The sequence below is a fragment of the Flavobacterium sp. 120 genome (genome assembly GCF_003633605.1).
Taxonomy (GTDB): domain Bacteria; phylum Bacteroidota; class Bacteroidia; order Flavobacteriales; family Flavobacteriaceae; genus Flavobacterium; species Flavobacterium algoritolerans.
Genome location: NZ_RBKZ01000001.1, coordinates 3246933 through 3265154, shown reverse-complemented (window position 1 = coordinate 3265154; position 18222 = coordinate 3246933). Strand labels below are relative to the sequence as shown.

The 18222-nt window shown below is 33.7% G+C and carries 16 protein-coding genes; 10 read left to right on the top strand and 6 right to left on the bottom strand.

All coding sequences use genetic code 11. The features are described from left to right. Window positions 1-2 precede the first annotated feature (2 nt). Both fabF and C8C87_RS14000 read right to left on the bottom strand, forming a co-directional pair. Window positions 3-1256: a beta-ketoacyl-ACP synthase II gene (fabF, locus tag C8C87_RS14005; RefSeq protein ID WP_099714131.1), complete on the bottom strand. Its 1254-nt coding sequence runs from the start codon at window positions 1254-1256 to the stop codon at window positions 3-5. A gap of 181 nt (window positions 1257-1437) precedes the next feature. Beyond that, on the bottom strand, window positions 1438-1674 hold the full coding sequence (locus C8C87_RS14000; RefSeq protein ID WP_007137004.1) for an acyl carrier protein: 237 nt from the start codon (window positions 1672-1674) through the stop codon (window positions 1438-1440). Between the two features lie 176 nt (window positions 1675-1850). Between C8C87_RS14000 and C8C87_RS13995 the strand changes: the two genes are divergently transcribed. The 4 genes from C8C87_RS13995 to C8C87_RS13980 all read left to right on the top strand — a co-directional run bounded on the left by C8C87_RS13995 (window position 1851) and on the right by C8C87_RS13980 (window position 6081). After that, on the top strand, window positions 1851-2423 hold the full coding sequence (locus C8C87_RS13995) for a phosphoribosylglycinamide formyltransferase (RefSeq protein WP_121343006.1): 573 nt from the start codon (window positions 1851-1853) through the stop codon (window positions 2421-2423). Between the two features lie 120 nt (window positions 2424-2543). Further along, window positions 2544-3023, top strand: coding sequence for a ribonuclease HI (gene rnhA / locus C8C87_RS13990; protein ID WP_099714133.1), 480 nt, complete (start codon window positions 2544-2546; stop codon window positions 3021-3023). A gap of 105 nt (window positions 3024-3128) precedes the next feature. Continuing rightward, window positions 3129-4052 (top strand): PfkB family carbohydrate kinase, encoded by a 924-nt coding sequence (locus C8C87_RS13985; RefSeq protein ID WP_099714134.1) that lies wholly within the window; start codon window positions 3129-3131, stop codon window positions 4050-4052. 130 nt (window positions 4053-4182) lie between these two features. Continuing rightward, window positions 4183-6081 carry an amidophosphoribosyltransferase gene (locus C8C87_RS13980; protein ID WP_121343005.1) on the top strand — a complete coding sequence of 633 codons (1899 nt, stop codon included), beginning with the start codon at window positions 4183-4185 and terminating at the stop codon, window positions 6079-6081. 302 nt (window positions 6082-6383) lie between these two features. Here the strand turns inward: C8C87_RS13980 and C8C87_RS13975 are convergent, their stop codons facing one another. Together C8C87_RS13975 and C8C87_RS13970 are read right to left on the bottom strand one after the other, a co-directional pair. Beyond that, window positions 6384-6992 (bottom strand): superoxide dismutase, encoded by a 609-nt coding sequence (locus C8C87_RS13975; RefSeq protein ID WP_099714136.1) that lies wholly within the window; start codon window positions 6990-6992, stop codon window positions 6384-6386. Between the two features lie 285 nt (window positions 6993-7277). Further along, a complete protein-coding gene (locus C8C87_RS13970) occupies window positions 7278-7961 on the bottom strand; it encodes a ComF family protein (protein ID WP_121343004.1) in 684 nt (227 codons plus the stop codon). A 97-nt stretch (window positions 7962-8058) separates the two neighbouring features. Here C8C87_RS13970 and C8C87_RS13965 point away from each other — a divergent pair, with 97 nt between their 5' ends. From C8C87_RS13965 to C8C87_RS13945, 5 genes are all read left to right on the top strand, one after another. Then, window positions 8059-9600 (top strand): glycine--tRNA ligase, encoded by a 1542-nt coding sequence (locus C8C87_RS13965; RefSeq protein ID WP_121343003.1) that lies wholly within the window; start codon window positions 8059-8061, stop codon window positions 9598-9600. 362 nt (window positions 9601-9962) lie between these two features. Then, window positions 9963-10775 carry a LytTR family DNA-binding domain-containing protein gene (locus C8C87_RS13960; protein ID WP_121343002.1) on the top strand — a complete coding sequence of 271 codons (813 nt, stop codon included), beginning with the start codon at window positions 9963-9965 and terminating at the stop codon, window positions 10773-10775. Between the two features lie 176 nt (window positions 10776-10951). After that, on the top strand, window positions 10952-11236 hold the full coding sequence (locus C8C87_RS13955; protein ID WP_121343386.1) for a 3-oxoacyl-ACP reductase: 285 nt from the start codon (window positions 10952-10954) through the stop codon (window positions 11234-11236). Window positions 11237-11352: 116 nt separating this feature from the next. Further along, window positions 11353-13377, top strand: coding sequence for an ATP-binding protein (locus tag C8C87_RS13950; RefSeq protein ID WP_233550039.1), 2025 nt, complete (start codon window positions 11353-11355; stop codon window positions 13375-13377). 19 nt (window positions 13378-13396) lie between these two features. Then, complete coding sequence (locus tag C8C87_RS13945; protein ID WP_121343001.1) at window positions 13397-14083, top strand: response regulator; 687 nt, start codon at window positions 13397-13399, stop codon at window positions 14081-14083. A 60-nt stretch (window positions 14084-14143) separates the two neighbouring features. On the opposite strand, the gene thiL is transcribed toward C8C87_RS13945, so the two are convergent. Continuing rightward, window positions 14144-15190, bottom strand: coding sequence for a thiamine-phosphate kinase (thiL, locus tag C8C87_RS13940; protein WP_099714143.1), 1047 nt, complete (start codon window positions 15188-15190; stop codon window positions 14144-14146). A gap of 108 nt (window positions 15191-15298) precedes the next feature. Here thiL and C8C87_RS13935 point away from each other — a divergent pair, with 108 nt between their 5' ends. Continuing rightward, window positions 15299-16231 (top strand): 1-phosphofructokinase family hexose kinase, encoded by a 933-nt coding sequence (locus C8C87_RS13935; RefSeq protein ID WP_121343000.1) that lies wholly within the window; start codon window positions 15299-15301, stop codon window positions 16229-16231. A gap of 78 nt (window positions 16232-16309) precedes the next feature. On the opposite strand, the gene lepA is transcribed toward C8C87_RS13935, so the two are convergent. Then, window positions 16310-18106, bottom strand: a complete 1797-nt coding sequence (gene lepA / locus C8C87_RS13930; protein WP_099714145.1) for a translation elongation factor 4 — start codon at window positions 18104-18106, stop codon at window positions 16310-16312. Window positions 18107-18222 lie beyond the last annotated feature (116 nt).

Here is an 18222-nt window from a genome sequence, read left to right as displayed (position 1 = left end):
TATTAGATTTCTAATTTTTTTACCAATACACAAGCATTGTGACCGCCAAAACCAAAAGTATTACTCATAACAACATTCATTTCTCTTTTTTGAGCTTTGTTGAAAGTAAAATTTAATTTAGCATCAATGCTTTCATCATTTGTAAAATGATTTATTGTAGGTGGTACAATTCCATGTTTCATGGAAAGAATAGAAGAAATTGTTTCAACAGCACCTGCTGCGCCAAGTAAATGACCCGTCATTGATTTAGTTGAATTTAGATTCATTGTATAAGCATGTTCGCCAAAAACATGAAGTATTGCTTTAGATTCTGCCATATCACCAAGTGGTGTTGAAGTTCCGTGCATATTTACCCCGTCTACATCAGTTGGTTTTAAACCAGCGTCTCTTAAACAGTTCAACATTACGTTTTTAGCACCCAATCCATCAGGATGTGGAGCGGTTATATGATGAGCATCTGCTGACATACCACCACCACCAATTTCGCAATATATTTTTGCGCCACGAGCAATTGCATGTTCGTATTCTTCAAGAACAAGAGCACCAGCACCTTCTCCTAAAACAAATCCATCACGGTCTTTGTCCATAGGTCTGGAAGCTGTTTTTGGGTCGTCATTTCTTGTTGATAAAGCATGCATGGCATTAAATCCACCCATGCCTGCTATAGTTACAGCGGCTTCAGATCCTCCAGTTACCATAGCATCTGCATGACCTAATCGGATATAATTGAAAGCATCAATAATAGCATTTGTAGAAGAAGCACAAGCTGAAACAGTTGTAAAATTTGGTCCTCTAAAGCCATATTTTATTGAAATATGACCACCAGCTATATCGGCAATCATTTTAGGAATGAAGAAAGGATTAAATTTTGGGGTACCGTCACCAGCAGCAAAATTAAGAACCTCTATTTGAAAAGTTTCTAATCCTCCAATTCCAGATCCCCATATTACACCAACTCTGTCTTTATCTAGTTTTTCAAAATTGAAACCGGCATCATTTACAGCTTCGTCTGATGATACCATTGCGTATTGTGCATAGCGGTCCATTTTTCTAGCCTCTTTTCTGTCTAAGAAATCTTCAGCATTAAAATTTTTCAATTCGCATGCAAATTGAGTTTTAAATTTTGAAGCGTCAAAATAAGTGATTGGAGCAGCTCCACTAACGCCGTTAATAAGTCCGTTCCAATACTCTTCAATGTTATTTCCAATGGGTGTAAGAGCGCCTAAACCTGTTACAACAACTCGTCTTAATACCATAAATTCTTTATTTTTGTTATCTTTAAACAAATAAAACCCATGCTTTCTTTACTGTATTACTATTACGAAAGAGCCATGGGTATTACAATAAATATAGTTTTGATTGAAATTCAATCTCGAATTTAATTTTAAAAAAAATAATAACACCCGTGAGCAAGATTGCAAACGGGTGTGTAATTTATTATTTTTTAGCTTCCTCGATGTAAGAGATTGCTTGACCTACAGTAGCGATGTTTTCTGCTTGATCGTCTGGAATTTGAATGTCAAATTCTTTTTCGAATTCCATAATAAGCTCAACAGTGTCTAATGAGTCAGCTCCTAAATCATTAGTGAAGCTTGCTTCTGTTACAACTTCGTTTTCGTCAACACCTAATTTGTCTACGATAATCGCTTTTACTCTTGATGCAATGTCTGACATAATCTTTAATTTTAGAATTTAATTTGTTGGCAAAAATAAAAAACTTTATTTTAAAACAACGAATAAGTTAATAAATGTGACATCTAATTTATGAAATTTATTTTAACAAAGCTGTCGCAATGTTATTTATTTTCAATTTTTATGCCTTTTTTTGTGCAATTAAAATAGGATAGGTTATGAAAAAAATTGTGGTTTTTGCTTCTGGATCGGGGACTAATGCTGAAAATATCATAAAGTATTTTACAAAAACAGAAATCGGAACTGTCGAAGCGGTGTTTACAAATAACCAAAGTGCTCAAGTGATTGAAAGAGCAAAAAACTATGGAGTTCCATCGGTTATTTTCTCAAAAGAAGAATTAATTGAGGGAATTGTATTACAAAAAATAAATGAAATCCAACCTGATATGATTGTTTTGGCAGGATTTTTATTAAAATTTCCTGAAAATATCATTACAGTCTACCCTCATAAGATCATAAATATTCATCCGGCATTACTGCCAAAATACGGTGGAAAAGGAATGTATGGTATGTATATTCATAGAGCAATTGTTGGGAATAAAGAAGTAGAAACTGGAATTACCATTCATTTCGTTAATGAAAATTATGATGAAGGGAATATTATTTTTCAAAAAAAGGTAGCCTTATCGGGTGATGAAACTCCAGAAGAAGTTGCAGGTAAAATACATGAATTAGAACAAAAATATTTCCCGGAAGTAATTGAGAGATTATTAGAAGGTAAGATGAGTTAGATTTTTCTGTTGTAAATAAAATAAAACATGTTCAATACTTAAAATTTTAGAAAAGCCTAAATCAATTATAGTTTATCTCTCTAACCAGTCTAAAATATCCAAAAATCTAAGAAATCTAAAATGGAACACGACGTACATATATATACTGATGGTGCTGCTAAGGGGAATCCTGGGAACGGTGGTTATGGCGTTGTTATGGAATGGGTAGGAAAACCGTATAAGAAAGAATTTTATGAGGGGTTTCGTCGTACGACTAATAATAGAATGGAACTGTTGGCGGTTATTGTAGGTCTCGAAAAATTAAAAAATCCAAACACTAGAGTTCTGGTTGTTTCGGATTCCAAATATGTGGTAGATTCAGTAGAGAAAAAATGGGTTTTAGGTTGGGAGAAAAAAGGATTTGTTGATAGGAAAAATTCCGACTTGTGGAAACGTTTTTTAGTGGTGTATAGAAAACATAAAGTTAATTTCAAATGGATAAAAGGACATAACAATCATGTCCAAAATGAAAGATGTGATGAATTAGCCGTTATGGCTTCGATGCAAAAGCAACTTTCAGTTGATGCTTTTTACGAAAAAGAAGAAGAAAAGTTGTTGTAAAACGATGTAATTCAGTGAAATAAATTGGCAAAACTTTACAATAAAGACCCTTTGCAACTTTACAAGTTATAAACTATCTTTGCGCCTTAATTCGAAACTCAGAAAATGAATAAATTATTGATTGTTGGAAGCGTTGCTTTTGATGCCATAGAAACGCCTTTTGGCAAAACTGATAAAATTTTAGGTGGAGCTGCACCTTATATAGGACTTTCGGCTTCTTTTTTTAATTTACAATCTGCCATAGTTTCTGTAGTTGGCGATGATTTTCCACAAGAATATTTAGATTTATTAACAGCAAGAAATATAGACATTTCAGGACTTGAAGTTGTTAAAGGTGGGAAAACGTTTTTCTGGAGCGGTCTTTACCATAATGATTTGAATTCAAGAGATACATTGGCTACAGAACTTAATGTTTTGGGTGATTTTCAACCAAAAGTTCCTCAAAATTTTAAAAATGCTGATGTAGTGATGTTAGGAAACTTGCATCCATTGGTACAAAGCAGTGTTTTGGATCAAATGGAAAGCAAACCAAAATTAGTAGTTTTAGACACTATGAATTTTTGGATGGATTGCGCTTTACCGGAATTACTTGATGTAATGAAACGTATTGATGTAATCACGATTAATGATGAAGAAGCAAGACAGCTTTCTGGAGAGTATTCTTTAGTAAAAGCAGCTGCTAAAATTCATGAAATGGGACCAGAATATGTAGTGATAAAAAAAGGAGAGCACGGTGCACTTTTGTTTCATAAAAAAGAAGTGTTTTTTGCACCAGCATTACCATTAGAAGAAGTTTTTGATCCAACAGGAGCTGGAGATACTTTTGCAGGCGGATTTGCCGGATTTATAACCCAGAGTGAAAACATCTCTTTTGAGAACATGAAAAATGCCGTTATATACGGTTCTAATTTAGCTTCATTCAGTGTGGAGAAATTTGGAACAGAAAGGATGGTTAATTTAGATAAAGAGGAAGTTGTGTCCAGATTACAACAATTCAAATCACTGACACAATTCGACATAGAATTATAATGCACTGAAACCTCGGAAACGAGGTTTTTTTGTTAAATAAAATTAGCAGGGAATTACACCTGATTTATCGATTTTTTTAAATCAGTTCAATTTATTTTTAGAATAACACAACAACACAAACAACCTTACAATGAGCGATGCTTTAAAACACGAGTGTGGTATAGCCTTAATTAGACTACTCAAACCGCTTGAATTTTATAAAGAGAAATACGGAACTGCTTTCTACGGAATACAAAAAATGTATCTTCTTATGGAAAAGCAGCACAATCGCGGGCAGGACGGAGCAGGTTTTGCAAGCATAAAATTAGATGTAGAGCCAGGAGAACGTTACATCAGTAGAGTGCGTTCGAATCATGCACAACCCATTCAAGATGTTTTTGCCCAAATAAACGACAGAATAAATGAGGAAATGGCTTCTCATCCAGAATATGCTGACAATGTTGCTTTACAAAAACAGAAGATTCCTTATTTAGGAGAATTGTTTTTAGGACACGTTCGTTATGGAACTTTTGGTAAAAACAGCATTGAAAGTGTTCATCCTTTTTTACGTCAGAATAACTGGATGCACAGAAACTTGATTTTGGCAGGAAACTTTAACATGACGAATGTTAAAGAACTTTTTCAAAGTTTAGTGGAACTAGGTCAGCATCCAAAAGAAATGGCGGATACAGTTACCGTAATGGAAAAAATTGGTCATTTTCTGGATGGTGCAGTTACTGATTTGTACCAAGAGTGTAAAGTAAATGGATTGACAAAAAGAGAAGCTTCGCCTGTAATTGCTGAAAAGCTAGATGTTGCTAAGATTTTGACTCGTGCGTCTAAAAATTTAGATGGAGGTTATGCTATGGCAGGACTTCTTGGTCATGGTGATTCATTTGTATTTAGAGATCCGGCAGGAATTCGTCCCGCTTATTTTTATCAAGATGATGAAATAGTGGTAGTGGCTTCAGAAAGACCGGTAATCCAAACTGTTTTTAATGTTCCTTTCGAAAAAGTTCAAGAAATTGAACCTGGAAATGCATTAATCATCAAGAAAAACGGAACGGTTTCTATGCAGGAAATTCTTCCGCCAACGGTTAAAAAAGCATGTTCTTTTGAACGAATTTATTTCTCCAGAGGAAGTGATGCCGAAATATATCAAGAAAGAAAAAATTTAGGAAAACTTATTTTGCCTGCCGTTTTAGAGTCAATAGACGAAGATACAGACAATACCGTTTTCTCTTATATTCCAAATACAGCTGAAACTTCATTTTACGGATTGGTTGAAGCGGCACAAGATTTCTTGAATCAAAGAAAGAATAATTACATTCTTCAGAATAGAAATACCTTAACAAAGGAATCATTGCAAGAATTGCTTTCGGTGAAAATACGTACCGAAAAAGTAGCTATCAAAGATGCTAAATTAAGAACCTTTATTACAGAAGATAGTAGCCGTGATGATTTAGTGGCTCACGTATACGATGTGACGTATGGTGTTATAAAGCCAACGGATAATTTAGTTATTATAGATGATAGTATTGTTAGAGGTACTACCTTGAAAATGAGTATTATCAAAATGATGGATCGTTTGAATCCAAAGCGAATAGTTGTTGTTTCATCAGCACCGCAAATACGCTACCCGGATTGTTACGGAATTGACATGGCTAAACTGGAAGGTTTAGTGGCTTTTAAAGCGGCATTAGAATTGCTTAAAGAAAGGAATTTATATCATATTGTTGATGAAGTATATCTGAAATGTAAAGCACAGGAAAACTTCAAAGACATCGAAGTTGTAAATTACGTAACGGCAATATATGCACCTTTTCAACCACAAGAGATTTCAGATAAAATAGCACAAATGTTGAGTTCTCCGGAGATAAAAGCCGAAGTGAAAATTATTTTTCAAACGGTAGAAGATTTGCATATTGCTTGTCCTAAAAATCTAGGAGATTGGTATTTTACCGGAGACTATCCAACACCTGGAGGTAACCGAGTAGTAAACCGAGCATTCATGAATTTCTATGAAGGAAAAGATGCTAGGGCATACTAATAATTGAGCCTATGGGTTTTTAATCGGTTTTCTAAGTTGTTCATCTAATTTATTTGGTGGCAACGAAGAACTAGCATAAATTTGAATCACCATAACATTAGTAGGTTAAGTTTATGGTAGATTTGGGGCAAAAAGGGTGGAAGAGATTCCACCTTTTTTATTGGAATAAAGTGAAAAAATGACATAAAAAAAGCGCCGATTTCTAAATGTAGAAATCGGCGCTTTTTGTTTTAAGATAAAAGAAATAAGAATAAAGACAACAGTAATTATTGAAGTCTTTATTCTTTCATCTGACTCTCTTTTTATTTCTCTAAAGCGTATCTTCTTGCCACTTCAGTCCAGTTAATTACATTGAAAAAAGCTTCAATATAATCTGGTCTTCTGTTTTGATAATTTAAATAATAAGCATGTTCCCAAACATCCATTCCTAAAATTGGAGTTCCGCCACAACCTACACCTGGCATTAATGGATTGTCTTGGTTTGGAGTTCCACAAACATCTACTTTTCCTCCTTTATGCACACAAAGCCAAGCCCATCCAGAACCAAATTGTGTTGCTCCAGCTTTGCTGAAACTAGCTTTAAACTCTTCAAAAGTTCCAAAAGCAGCTTCAATCGCAGCCAATAAATCTCCAGTTGGAAGTCCGCCACCGTTTGGTGTCATTACAGTCCAGTACAAGTTATGATTGTAAAAACCACCACCGTTGTTACGAACTGGCATGTTTTTCATATCAAGATTAATCAAAATATTTTCAATCGTCTTACCTTCCATATCCGTCCCTGCAATAGCAGCATTAACGTTGGTAATGTAAGCGTTGTGATGTTTCGTGTGATGAATTTCCATCGTGCGCGCATCAATATAAGGTTCTAATGCGTCGTACGCATAAGGTAATTGTGGTAATTCAAAAGCCATAATATGATTGTTTAATGATTTATAAATATTTATTCAAATTTAAACATTAAACTTTGGAAACGGAAATTCTATTTCGTTATAATTTCATTAAATTAATTGATAGTGCGCTCTTTGGCATTGTAACAGACTTATTTTCAGGAGCTGTTTCCTGCTTTCCGTTATAATCTTTTTATACGCCGAAAAGGCGTATAAAAAGGATTTCCACTTCAATCAGGGCTAAAAAACGGCTGTGCTTTAAATTACCATTCTGTTTTAATTACCAGTTTTGTAGCCAAAATATCCAAATTATGATTGCGCCATTGCCATACAAACAATACTAATTTTTGAACCGGGAATTTTTAGTAAAGCTCTGGAACAAGCTTCCAGTGTTGATCCTGTTGTGATAACATCATCTATTAAAAGGAAATGTTTGTTGTGGTCTTTTTCAGTAAAGGAAACATCAAAAGTGCTTTCAATTCCTTCTGTTCTTCCTAATAAGTTTTTCTTGGATTGCGTTTTTGAATACACATTCCGAATCAAAAGCGAATCATTATAATCGATATTCAAACTCGATGAAAGTGCTGTTCCAAAAGCGGTAACTTGATTGTATCCTCTTTCTTTTAGTTTTCTTCGATGCAATGGAACCGGAATAATTTCATCTGCAGATTGTAATAATTCGATGGTTTTTAAATCTTCTGCGTACCATTCGCCAAGAATTGCACCTATTTCTTCATGCCCTTTGTATTTTAAATTATGAATGAGCTCCTGTACAATTCCTTTTTTATGAAAATAAAATAATGCCGATGTATGAAGTACGGGAATTCGCCCATAAAACTTTTTGAAAGCATCATTCTCTGGATTCAAATGATGATTCGTCAATGGAATATCGTGTCTGCAAACCGTACAAATTACATTTTCATTAGACAATAAAAACGAGCTGCAACCGGAACAGACTTTTGGAAAAAAGAGATTAATAATGCTTTCAAACATGTAATCAGGGATTTATTTATAAAAATAGACAAATCAATGCTTCAATCTTTAACAATTTTCTTTTTTTTAAGTTCACTTTTTATATTTTTGCATCATTATGGCAAAACAAGAAGATTTATTTAAGAATGTAGTTTCGCACGCAAAAGAATACGGATTTATTTTTCCGTCAAGCGAAATATACGATGGTTTAAGTGCAGTCTATGATTATGCACAAAACGGAGTAGAATTAAAAAAGAACATACGCGAATATTGGTGGAAAGCAATGGTTCAAATGAACGATAACATTGTTGGTCTTGACGCGGCAATATTGATGCATCCAACGACTTGGAAAGCATCGGGTCACGTAGATGCCTTCAATGATCCATTGATTGATAACAAAGATTCAAAAAGAAGATATAGAGCGGATGTTTTGATTGAAGATTATGCCGAAAAGCTAAATCAGAAAGCAATCAAAGAAATCGAAAAAGCCAAAGCTCGTTTTGGAGATGCATTCAACGAACAGGAATTTGTAACAACAAATTCCCGTGTGATGGAGTACAAAGCCAAAGAAAGAGAAATTCTCGAAAGAATGGCTCGTTCTCTTGGTAACGAAGATTTAGAAGATGTAAAAGCATTAATCGAAGAATTAGAAATTGCTTGCCCGGAATCAGGTTCAAGAAACTGGACCGAAGTACGTCAATTCAACTTGATGTTTGGAACAAAACTTGGAGCTTCAGCGGATTCTGCAATGGATTTATATTTGCGTCCGGAAACAGCTCAAGGTATTTTTGTTAACTTCTTGAATGTTCAAAAATCAGGAAGAATGAAAGTTCCTTTTGGAATTGCGCAAACTGGAAAAGCCTTCAGAAATGAGATTGTTGCGAGACAATTTATTTTCCGTATGCGTGAGTTTGAACAAATGGAAATGCAATTTTTTGTACGTCCAGGCGATGAAATGAGATGGTACGAGCATTGGAAAACAGCTAGACTTAATTGGCACTTGTCACTTGGTTTAGGAAAAGAAAATTACCGTTTTCACGATCACGAAAAATTAGCACATTATGCGAATGCAGCTGCTGATATTGAGTTTAATTTCCCTTTTGGGTTCAAAGAATTGGAAGGAATTCACTCAAGAACTGATTTTGATTTGAAAGCACATGAACAATTTTCAGGTAGAAAATTACAGTATTTTGATGCCGAATTGAATCAGAATTACGTTCCTTATGTAGTGGAAACTTCAGTAGGATTGGATAGAATGTTTTTAGCTGTTTTAGCTACTTCATTAAAAGAAGAAACTTTAGAAGATGGATCTACAAGAACAGTGCTGAAATTACCAGCAGTTTTAGCGCCAACAAAAGCAGCAATTTTACCATTGGTAAAAAAAGATGGATTGCCAGAAATAGCACATAAAATCATTGATGATTTGCGTTGGGATTTCAATGTTGCCTATGACGAAAAAGATGCGGTAGGAAGACGTTATAGAAGGCAAGATGCGCTAGGAACTCCGTTTTGTATTACAGTCGACCATCAAACAATAGAAGATCAAACGGTAACAATTCGTCATAGAGATACGATGAAACAAGATCGTGTAAATATTAGTGATTTGAAATCAATAATAGAGAATGAAGTTTCGATGAAAAATTGGTTGATGAAAATGTAATTAAAAATTTTTTATACAAGAAAAGCTTTCCGAATAGGAAGGCTTTTTGTTTTTAGGATAGTATCAAATGATTTTTTTTGATACGCAATTAATTAGAATAAACGGAGTTATTAGTTTCTTTTGCGCGATAGATTTACGCTCTTTATCGGATTTATTTGCACTTCATCTTAACATGTCAACATTTGTTAAGAACATATTAACAACATATATGGAAAAAAGGTTAAATGCTTATTTTTAGAATGTTAAATAAGCATTTTTTGTTTAATTAGTTTCCCAAAACTACCATTGTTACTTAATAATTTGAAGTATGTTTTACTTTGGACGTATAATGTAATGCCTAACAATTCCACGAAAAACTATTGATGAATTATTCGTACATTATTATTGACGACGATCAAGAAAGTGTTTTGAAAACTAAAGCCATAGCTGATAGTTTTTCAGAACTTGATTTTGTAGCATCGGCTAATAATTATGAAGAGGGTTTAAATCTAATATTAGAACATACTCCACAAATAGTTTTTCTTGAAATAGACCCAGTTAATCCGGCTAGTAATTTGTCGTTGACTCTAATTAATGAGTTATACAGGTATTTGACCGTAATTCCTAAAATTATCATCACAACGGCTAGGAAAGATTTAGCTTTTGATGCTATAAAATATGAGGTTTTCGATTATTTAATAAAACCACTGACACGAATCGATGTTGTAAAATCAGTTTTAAAATTAAATAAATCAATTGTTCCGAAAGAAATTTTTTTAGAACACTCATCAGTTGCTGATAAAGAACCGACAGTTTTAGTCAGACAAGAAATCCAAAATCAAGATCAGCCTCTAATTCTGTGTATCAAATCCTATGGTGATTACAGATATATTGATGCTAAAGATATTTGTTATTTCCAAGCCGATAATAATTCTACGGATATATATCTAAATAATGGTGAGATGATAACTGCTTTCAAAACATTGAAGCATTTTGAAGGCGTCTTATCGTTTCCTTTTATTAGAATTCATAACAGTTATATAGTCAATCGTAATTATATTTCTAGGATTCATAGTGGGAATTCAGTGTGTTATATTAAGAACAGTGCTGTAAAACTTCCTTTCTCTAAATCATATAAGGTAAATATCGACCTAATTATTTCTGAATTTTCCAATGGAAATTATCTGGAAATTTAAAAAAAAGTCATTCACTTTAATTTGACAGTCATTCACTATCAAACGGCTACATTCTACCATAAACGCCTTTTTTTGTAGGAATTTTTGAAGTTGTCTCTGTAGTTTTACAAAAGAATCCTATGTAAATGTGGTTCCAAAATAAGACAAAACAAAACAACAACATAAAAACCCAAATTATGAAAAAAGCAATCTTAACAATCGGATTATTCTCTTTAGTAATGATATTAACATCGTTTACTACACCTGAGACTTCTAATGTGTCTAAAATAGAGAATAACGCAACAGTTGAATTGACTGGTAATCAATCAGCAGGAGGAAATAAGAAATTAGATTTAACTGGTAATCAATCAGCAGGAGGAAATAAGAAATTAGATTTAACTGGCAATCAATCAGCAGGAGGAAATAAGAAATTAGATTTAACTGGCAATCAATCAGCAGGAGGAAATAAAAAACTTGACTAAATAGATTAATATTTTAGTATAATTTCATAAAAATTATTAGGCTATCAAAATTTGATAGCCTTTTTTTATGTCAATAGGTTTATTTCACTATTTTTGGTAAAATTCAAGAATACCTATTGAAAAAGATTTACTACATATTTTTTATTGTACTGTTTGTGTTTCTTGGTTGTACCAAGAAAACAAAAGTAAATTCAGCCGAAGTATCTTCAAGGGATAGTTTATCTTCCTATCTTTCGCTGGCTAACGAAGATAGTCTACCGCTTATCAAAAAACAGCAGTACAATCAAAAAGCATTAGCTATTATCAGCAATCAGCCTAATGATTCGATGAATAAGGTAAATCTGTTCAGAGTTGCTAACCGATATTATAATATGAATGATTGGAAAGGGTACAAAGAAACTGTGCGCCTTGTTTTAGAAAATTCGAAAAGTAATAATGACTCCGTGAATATGGCAAAAGCCAATACATATTTAGGAGATTATTATGGCGCTCAAGCCATTTCAGACAGTGCTTTTATTTACTATTCTTTGGCTGATAAAATATATGATAATCTTAATGATAATCATAGTTTGGCTAAAACACGATTAAATAAAGCATTGCTGCAATATAGTGAAGGTGATTTTTCGGGTAGTGAAATAGCTGTATTTAATGCCTTACGAGCTATAAAAGGAAAAAAGGCAAATGATATATTATATGATTCCTATAATCTTTTAGGAATAGTTTATAATGAACGAGAAGAATACGATAGAGCAGTAGATTTTCATATGAAAGCTTTGGTCAATATTGATGAGACAGTGTTACCATCTGTATTTCAATCTAAAGCTGTTTCTTTGAATAATATTGGGTATGTTTACCAAAACATGAATAATCACAAACAGGCAATATCTTATTTTCAACAAGGACTGGATCAAGAAAACTTATTAATTGATAAGCCATCATTATATGCGATGTTATTGGATAATTTGGCTTATTCAAAATTTAAAATCAAAGAATCTGAGGAGCTACCCAAACTGTTTTATCAATCCCTTAAGCTGAGAGATAGTCTGCAATTGACAGCTGGGATTATCACAAATAAAATTCATTTGTCTGAATATTTTGCGTCTAAAAAGGATACTATAAGAGCAGTGAAATATTCCAAAGAAGCACTTGCAGCAGCCCGGAGTTCCAAAAATTCCCGAAATGTCTTAGCTTCGCTTAAGCAATTAGCTGTTATAGAACCCAAAAAAGCAGCTAGCTATACCAAACAATACATTCATATTAACGACAGTCTCCAAAAAGCGGAACGAAATATGGGGGAAAAATTCACCCGAATAGCATATGAGACGGATCAAATAAAAGATAAAAACTCGGATTTAGTTGAGCAAAATAGGAATTTAGTTTTTATTTTCAGTGGATTGGCAATGTTAGGGTTGTTTACTTTTGTAATTAAAACGCAAAAAGCAAAAAATAGAGAGTTGTTATTCAAACAACAGCAACAAAAAGCAAATGAGGAAATCTATAATTTAATGATCTCACAACAGAATACTATTGAAGGGATTAGAATTAAGGAGAAAAAAAGAGTCGCTCGTGAATTACACGATGGAGTTTTAGGAAGGATGTTTGGTGTTCGAATTAACTTAGACAGCTTAAATAAAATTGATGATGGAACAGCTGTTGAAAAAAGAAATAACTACTTAACAGAGTTGAAAAGTATTGAGCAGGATATTCGTGAAATTTCTCATGATTTAAATAGAGAAAAATCAGAATTAATTAATAACTTCGTTGCTATTGTTGACAATCTGTTTGAGGATCAAAAAAAGACATTTAAATCAAAATTAGTTTCAATTATTGATTCAGGTATAAAATGGGAATTAGTAAGTAATTCAGTCAAAATTAATTTATATCGAATTCTTCAGGAAGTACTTCAAAATGTTAATAAATACGCTATAGCAGATAATATTAAAATTGAACTTAAAAAAGAAGAAGATCATCTGATTTTAATGATGAGTGATGATGGAGTCGGCTTTAATGTTAAGACAGCTAAAAAAGGAATTGGCTTGCAAAATATACTTTTTCGAACCAATGAATGTGATGGAGTTGTTGATATAAAATCAAAAAAAGGAGAAGGCACAATTATAACAATTACAGTCCCAATAGAATAATAAAAAAACTTATACAGAAATGATAATTGACCAATCAACAAAAAAAAATAATATATTAATCGTTGATGACCACCCTTTTATTATAGAAGGATACAAAAATGCAATTACTAGATATAATCCTAATGAGTTTGAGTTTTTTATCACACAAGCTAAAGACTGTGAATCGGCTTATGGAATTATTACAAATCCGGATGCTTTGTTGTTTGACATTGCCTTTTTAGATATTAGTATGCCGCCTTATGAAGAAAAAAATATTTATTCAGGGGAGGATTTGGCAAGATTAATATCGGAATTTATGCCAAACTGTAAAATAATTTTGCTTACAATGTATACAGAATTATTAAAAATAAAAACCATTATCAAAACTATAAATCCTAATGGATTGGTCATAAAAAATGATTTAACATTTGATGAATTACTTTTCGCTTTTGATAAAGTTATAAAAAATGAAAAATATTATAGTCAGTCTGTTCTAAAAATGTTATCTCAATCGGAAGAAGATAGTATAGAAATTGATCAATTTGATAAAGAAATTTTATTTCATATTTCTAAAGGAACTAAGCTGAGTGATATCCCGCAATATATTCCAATTTCATTAGGGGCAATTGAGAGACGAAAAATAAAATTAAAAGAACTATTAAAGATAGAAGAAGGTAGCGATATCGACTTAGTCCGAGAAGCTAAAAGTAAAGGATTACTTTTTTAATTTCTTAAACAAAAAAACGACACTTAATTGGTGTCGTTTTTTGTTTTGTTTAAAGAAATTTTATTGTGTCAAAGCATCCCAGCCACGGGCTTTTAAGGCAATTTTTGTATTGGCGCGAGTTACTAAATGAATGCCTTCACTTTCTTGTGTCATGTGACCAATAATAGTGAAATTTGGATTTGCTTTGATTTTTTCGAAATCTTCCATGGCAATGGTAAAAAGCAATTCGTAATCTTCTCCTCCATTTATTGCCACCGTTGTACTGTCAATATTAAATTCTTCACAAACATTAATAAATGTTGGATCGATTGGTAATTTGTCCTCATATAAATTACAACCCACTTTAGACTGCTTGCATAAATGCATAATTTCCGATGACAATCCATCTGAAATATCAATCATAGAGGTTGGTTTTATTTCTAAAGCGTGTAATAAAGTGCGGACATCTTTGCGTGCCTCCGGCTTCAATTGACGTTCAATTAAATAGGTATACGCGTCTAAATCTGGTTGTGAATTTGGGTTCACCTGAAAAACTTGCTTTTCTCTTTCTAAAACTTGCAATCCCATATAAGCAGCTCCGATATCGCCAGTAACCACTAATAAATCAGTTTGTTTAGCGCCATTTCTATACACGATTTCCTCTTCATCAGCTTCTCCAATAGCAGTAATACTGATTATTAATCCTTTTTGCGATGAGGTAGTATCGCCACCTATAACATCTACATTATATTCACGCGCTGCATGCGTAATTCCTGCAAATAATTCATCTAATGCTTCCAAAGGAAAACGATTTGATACAGCAACAGAAACCGTGATTTGCGTTGGTTTGGCATTCATGGCACAAATGTCAGAAACATTGACTACGACTGCTTTATAGCCTAAATGTTTTAAGGGCATGTAAGCCAAATCAAAATGTACGCCTTCAATCAACAAATCAGTTGAAACGACTACTTTTTTATCTTTGAAATCCAAAACGGCAGCATCATCTCCAATTCCCTTTAAAGTAGAAGGTTGGTTGATTTCAAAGTTTTTTGTCAAATGGTCTATCAATCCAAATTCTCCTAATTGAGCAATACTTGTTCGTTGTGGGTTTTTATCTTCAATCATTATTTTAATTGTTTTTGAGGTTGCAAATATACGAAGAAATATTCGCCTTGATTTGTACCAATTTTTATGAATTTTATCCGACCTTTAGAGTAGTAAAATTTGTGAAAGATGAAATCATTTGATATAGTTACGCTTACAGTTAATCCGGCTTTAGATAAAAGCACGCATTTTAAAGGCTTAGTCCCGGAACAAAAAATACGATGTGATGAACCACGTTATGATGCGGGAGGAGGAGGAATCAATGTTTCTAAGGCAATCTCCCGTCTAGGAGGGTCATCTTTAGCGGTATTTACTTCAGGTGGACCAATGGGTAAAATGCTTGAGGAATTGGTTAGTAAAGAATCTGTTGAATTTAAAGCAATTGAAGTCCAAACTTGGACAAGAGAAAGTTTCGTTGCGGTAGATGATAATACGAATTCACAATACCGATTTGGATTTACAGGCGGAAAAATTTCAGAAGAAGAAAGCAAAAGAATATTAGAAACCATAGCTAATTTTGATCTAAAATTTCTAGTAGCCAGTGGAAGTTTGAATGAAGGTTTGTCAATAGATTTTTATCAAAAAATTGCTGAAATCGCAAAAAAATCAGATGCCAAGTTAATTGTGGACACCTCTGGTGAATCCTTAAAAAAAGCATTAGAAATTGGTGTTTATATGATCAAACCCAATGTTGGAGAACTTGCAAAATTAATAGGCGTTGAGCGGTTGGAACTGGAAGAAGTAAACGAAGCTGCAAAACAAATCATTGCAAAAGGCGGAGCCGAAATCGTAGTTGTTTCACTTGGTCCGCAAGGTGCAGTATTGGTTACAAAAGATTCCTATGATTTTGTACCAGCTCCCAACGTTGCCAAAAAAAGCACAGTAGGTGCCGGTGACAGTATGGTTGGTGGGATGGTTTGGGCGCTTTCGCAAAATAAAAGCCTGAAAGAAGTTATTCGTTGGGGCGTTGCCTGTGGATCGGCAGCAACAATAAATGAGGGAACCCAATTGTTTAAGTCCGAAGATGCAGAACGATTGTTCGAATGGTTGAAGAATAAATAAAAACAAAAAAACCTGACAATTTTTACATCGTCAGGTTTTCTCTTTATTCTTTGTTCTTTCTTCTATTCTCTAAAAAAATTAATCATTCAACTTCAAAACAGCCATAAACGCTTCTTGTGGAATTTCAACATTTCCAACCAGTCTCATACGTTTTTTACCTTTTTTCTGTTTTTCCAATAATTTACGTTTACGGGAAATATCTCCACCATAACATTTGGCGGTAACATCTTTACGTAACGCTTTTATCGTTTCACGTGAAATTACTTTTACTCCGATAGCTGCTTGAACAGGAATGTCAAATTGCTGGCGCGGAATTAATTCTTTCAGCTTCTCACACATTTTTTTACCAATAGAATACGCATTATCTGCATGCATCAAGGATGATAAAGCATCAACAATCGTTGCGTTCAATAAGATATCAACTTTAACCAAATTAGAAGTTCGCATCCCAATAGGCGTGTAGTCAAAGGAAGCATATCCTTTAGAAACTGTTTTCAAACGGTCGTAAAAATCAAATACAATCTCTGCCAACGGCATATCAAAAGTCAACTCTACGCGTTCCGTAGTCAAATATGTTTGATTCGTAATCAACCCACGTTTTTCTATACACAAGCTCATTACATTTCCAACATAATCAGATTTTGTAATAATAGTTGCTTTAATAAAAGGTTCTTCAACATGGTCTAAACGAGATGGCTCCGGCAAGTCCGAAGGATTGTTTACGATAAGTGGTGTTGTAGGATCTTTTTTGGTGTAAGCCAAATAAGAAACGTTTGGAACTGTAGTGATTACAGTCATGTTGAATTCTCTTTCAAGACGTTCCTGAATGATTTCCATGTGTAACATTCCTAAAAATCCGCAACGGAAACCAAATCCCAAAGCTGCTGAACTTTCCGGTAAAAACACTAATGATGCATCATTCAACTGCAGTTTTTCCATAGAGTTTCTCAACTCTTCGTAATCTTCAGTATCCACAGGATAAATTCCCGCAAAAACCATCGGTTTCACATCTTCAAAACCAGTAATTATATTTGTAGTCGGGTTTTTCGCGTCTGTTAGCGTATCACCTACTTTTACTTCTTTCGCTTCTTTAATTCCAGAAATTAAATACCCAACATCACCAGCTGAAATTACTTGTTTCGGAACTTGATTTAGTTTCAAAGTACCAATTTCGTCTGCAAAATATTCGTTTCCGGTAGCCATGAATTTTATCTTCTGACCTTTTTTAATCTGTCCATTTTTCACACGAAAAATAACTTCGATTCCTCGAAACGGATTGTAATGCGAGTCAAAAATTAAGGCTTGTAACGGTTCATCAACATTTCCTGATGGAGGAGGAATTCTTTCAATAATGGCTGCCAAAATATTTTCTACACCCAAACCAGTTTTACCTGATGCATGAATAATTTCCTCTAATTTGCATCCCAATAAGTCCACTATATCATCGCTTACTTCTTCAGGATTGGCACTTGGTAAATCTACTTTATTCAAAACTGGAATAATTTCCAAGTCATTTTCAAGAGCCAAATATAAATTCGAGATCGTTTGTGCCTGGATACTTTGCGCTGCATCTACAATCAAAAGTGCGCCTTCACAAGCTGCAATCGAACGAGAAACTTCATACGAAAAATCCACGTGTCCCGGAGTATCAATCAAATTCAGGATGTATTCTTGTCCTTTATATGTGTATTCCATCTGAATCGCGTGACTCTTAATCGTAATCCCACGTTCACGTTCCAAGTCCATGTTGTCAAGCAATTGCGCCTTTTCTTCACGAGCGGTAACAGTTTGTGTTGCGCCAAGTAATCGGTCAGCAAGCGTACTTTTTCCGTGATCAATATGTGCAATAATGCAAAAATTCCTAATATGTTTCATGTTCTAATATAATATCAAATTTATTTGGGTTTACCCTGAATTTATTTCAGGGCGTGACCACAAGGGTCGGGCTTTTCGCTACAATCTTTTCCTTTTTAAAGAAAAAAGGAAAAGGA

What these genes read in the sequence shown, in the direction of transcription:
- fabF (WP_099714131.1), bottom strand. Translation starts at nt 1,256, where the DNA reads ATGGTATTAAGACGAGTTGTTGTAACAGGTTTAGGCGCTCTTACACCC.
- C8C87_RS14000 (WP_007137004.1), bottom strand. Translation starts at nt 1,674, where the DNA reads ATGTCAGACATTGCATCAAGAGTAAAAGCGATTATCGTAGACAAATTA.
- C8C87_RS13995 (WP_121343006.1), top strand. Translation starts at nt 1,851, where the DNA reads ATGAAAAAAATTGTGGTTTTTGCTTCTGGATCGGGGACTAATGCTGAA.
- rnhA (WP_099714133.1), top strand. Translation starts at nt 2,544, where the DNA reads ATGGAACACGACGTACATATATATACTGATGGTGCTGCTAAGGGGAAT.
- C8C87_RS13985 (WP_099714134.1), top strand. Translation starts at nt 3,129, where the DNA reads ATGAATAAATTATTGATTGTTGGAAGCGTTGCTTTTGATGCCATAGAA.
- C8C87_RS13980 (WP_121343005.1), top strand. Translation starts at nt 4,183, where the DNA reads ATGAGCGATGCTTTAAAACACGAGTGTGGTATAGCCTTAATTAGACTA.
- C8C87_RS13975 (WP_099714136.1), bottom strand. Translation starts at nt 6,992, where the DNA reads ATGGCTTTTGAATTACCACAATTACCTTATGCGTACGACGCATTAGAA.
- C8C87_RS13970 (WP_121343004.1), bottom strand. Translation starts at nt 7,961, where the DNA reads ATGTTTGAAAGCATTATTAATCTCTTTTTTCCAAAAGTCTGTTCCGGT.
- C8C87_RS13965 (WP_121343003.1), top strand. Translation starts at nt 8,059, where the DNA reads ATGGCAAAACAAGAAGATTTATTTAAGAATGTAGTTTCGCACGCAAAA.
- C8C87_RS13960 (WP_121343002.1), top strand. Translation starts at nt 9,963, where the DNA reads ATGAATTATTCGTACATTATTATTGACGACGATCAAGAAAGTGTTTTG.
- C8C87_RS13955 (WP_121343386.1), top strand. Translation starts at nt 10,952, where the DNA reads ATGAAAAAAGCAATCTTAACAATCGGATTATTCTCTTTAGTAATGATA.
- C8C87_RS13945 (WP_121343001.1), top strand. Translation starts at nt 13,397, where the DNA reads ATGATAATTGACCAATCAACAAAAAAAAATAATATATTAATCGTTGAT.
- thiL (WP_099714143.1), bottom strand. Translation starts at nt 15,190, where the DNA reads ATGATTGAAGATAAAAACCCACAACGAACAAGTATTGCTCAATTAGGA.
- C8C87_RS13935 (WP_121343000.1), top strand. Translation starts at nt 15,299, where the DNA reads ATGAAATCATTTGATATAGTTACGCTTACAGTTAATCCGGCTTTAGAT.
- lepA (WP_099714145.1), bottom strand. Translation starts at nt 18,106, where the DNA reads ATGAAACATATTAGGAATTTTTGCATTATTGCACATATTGATCACGGA.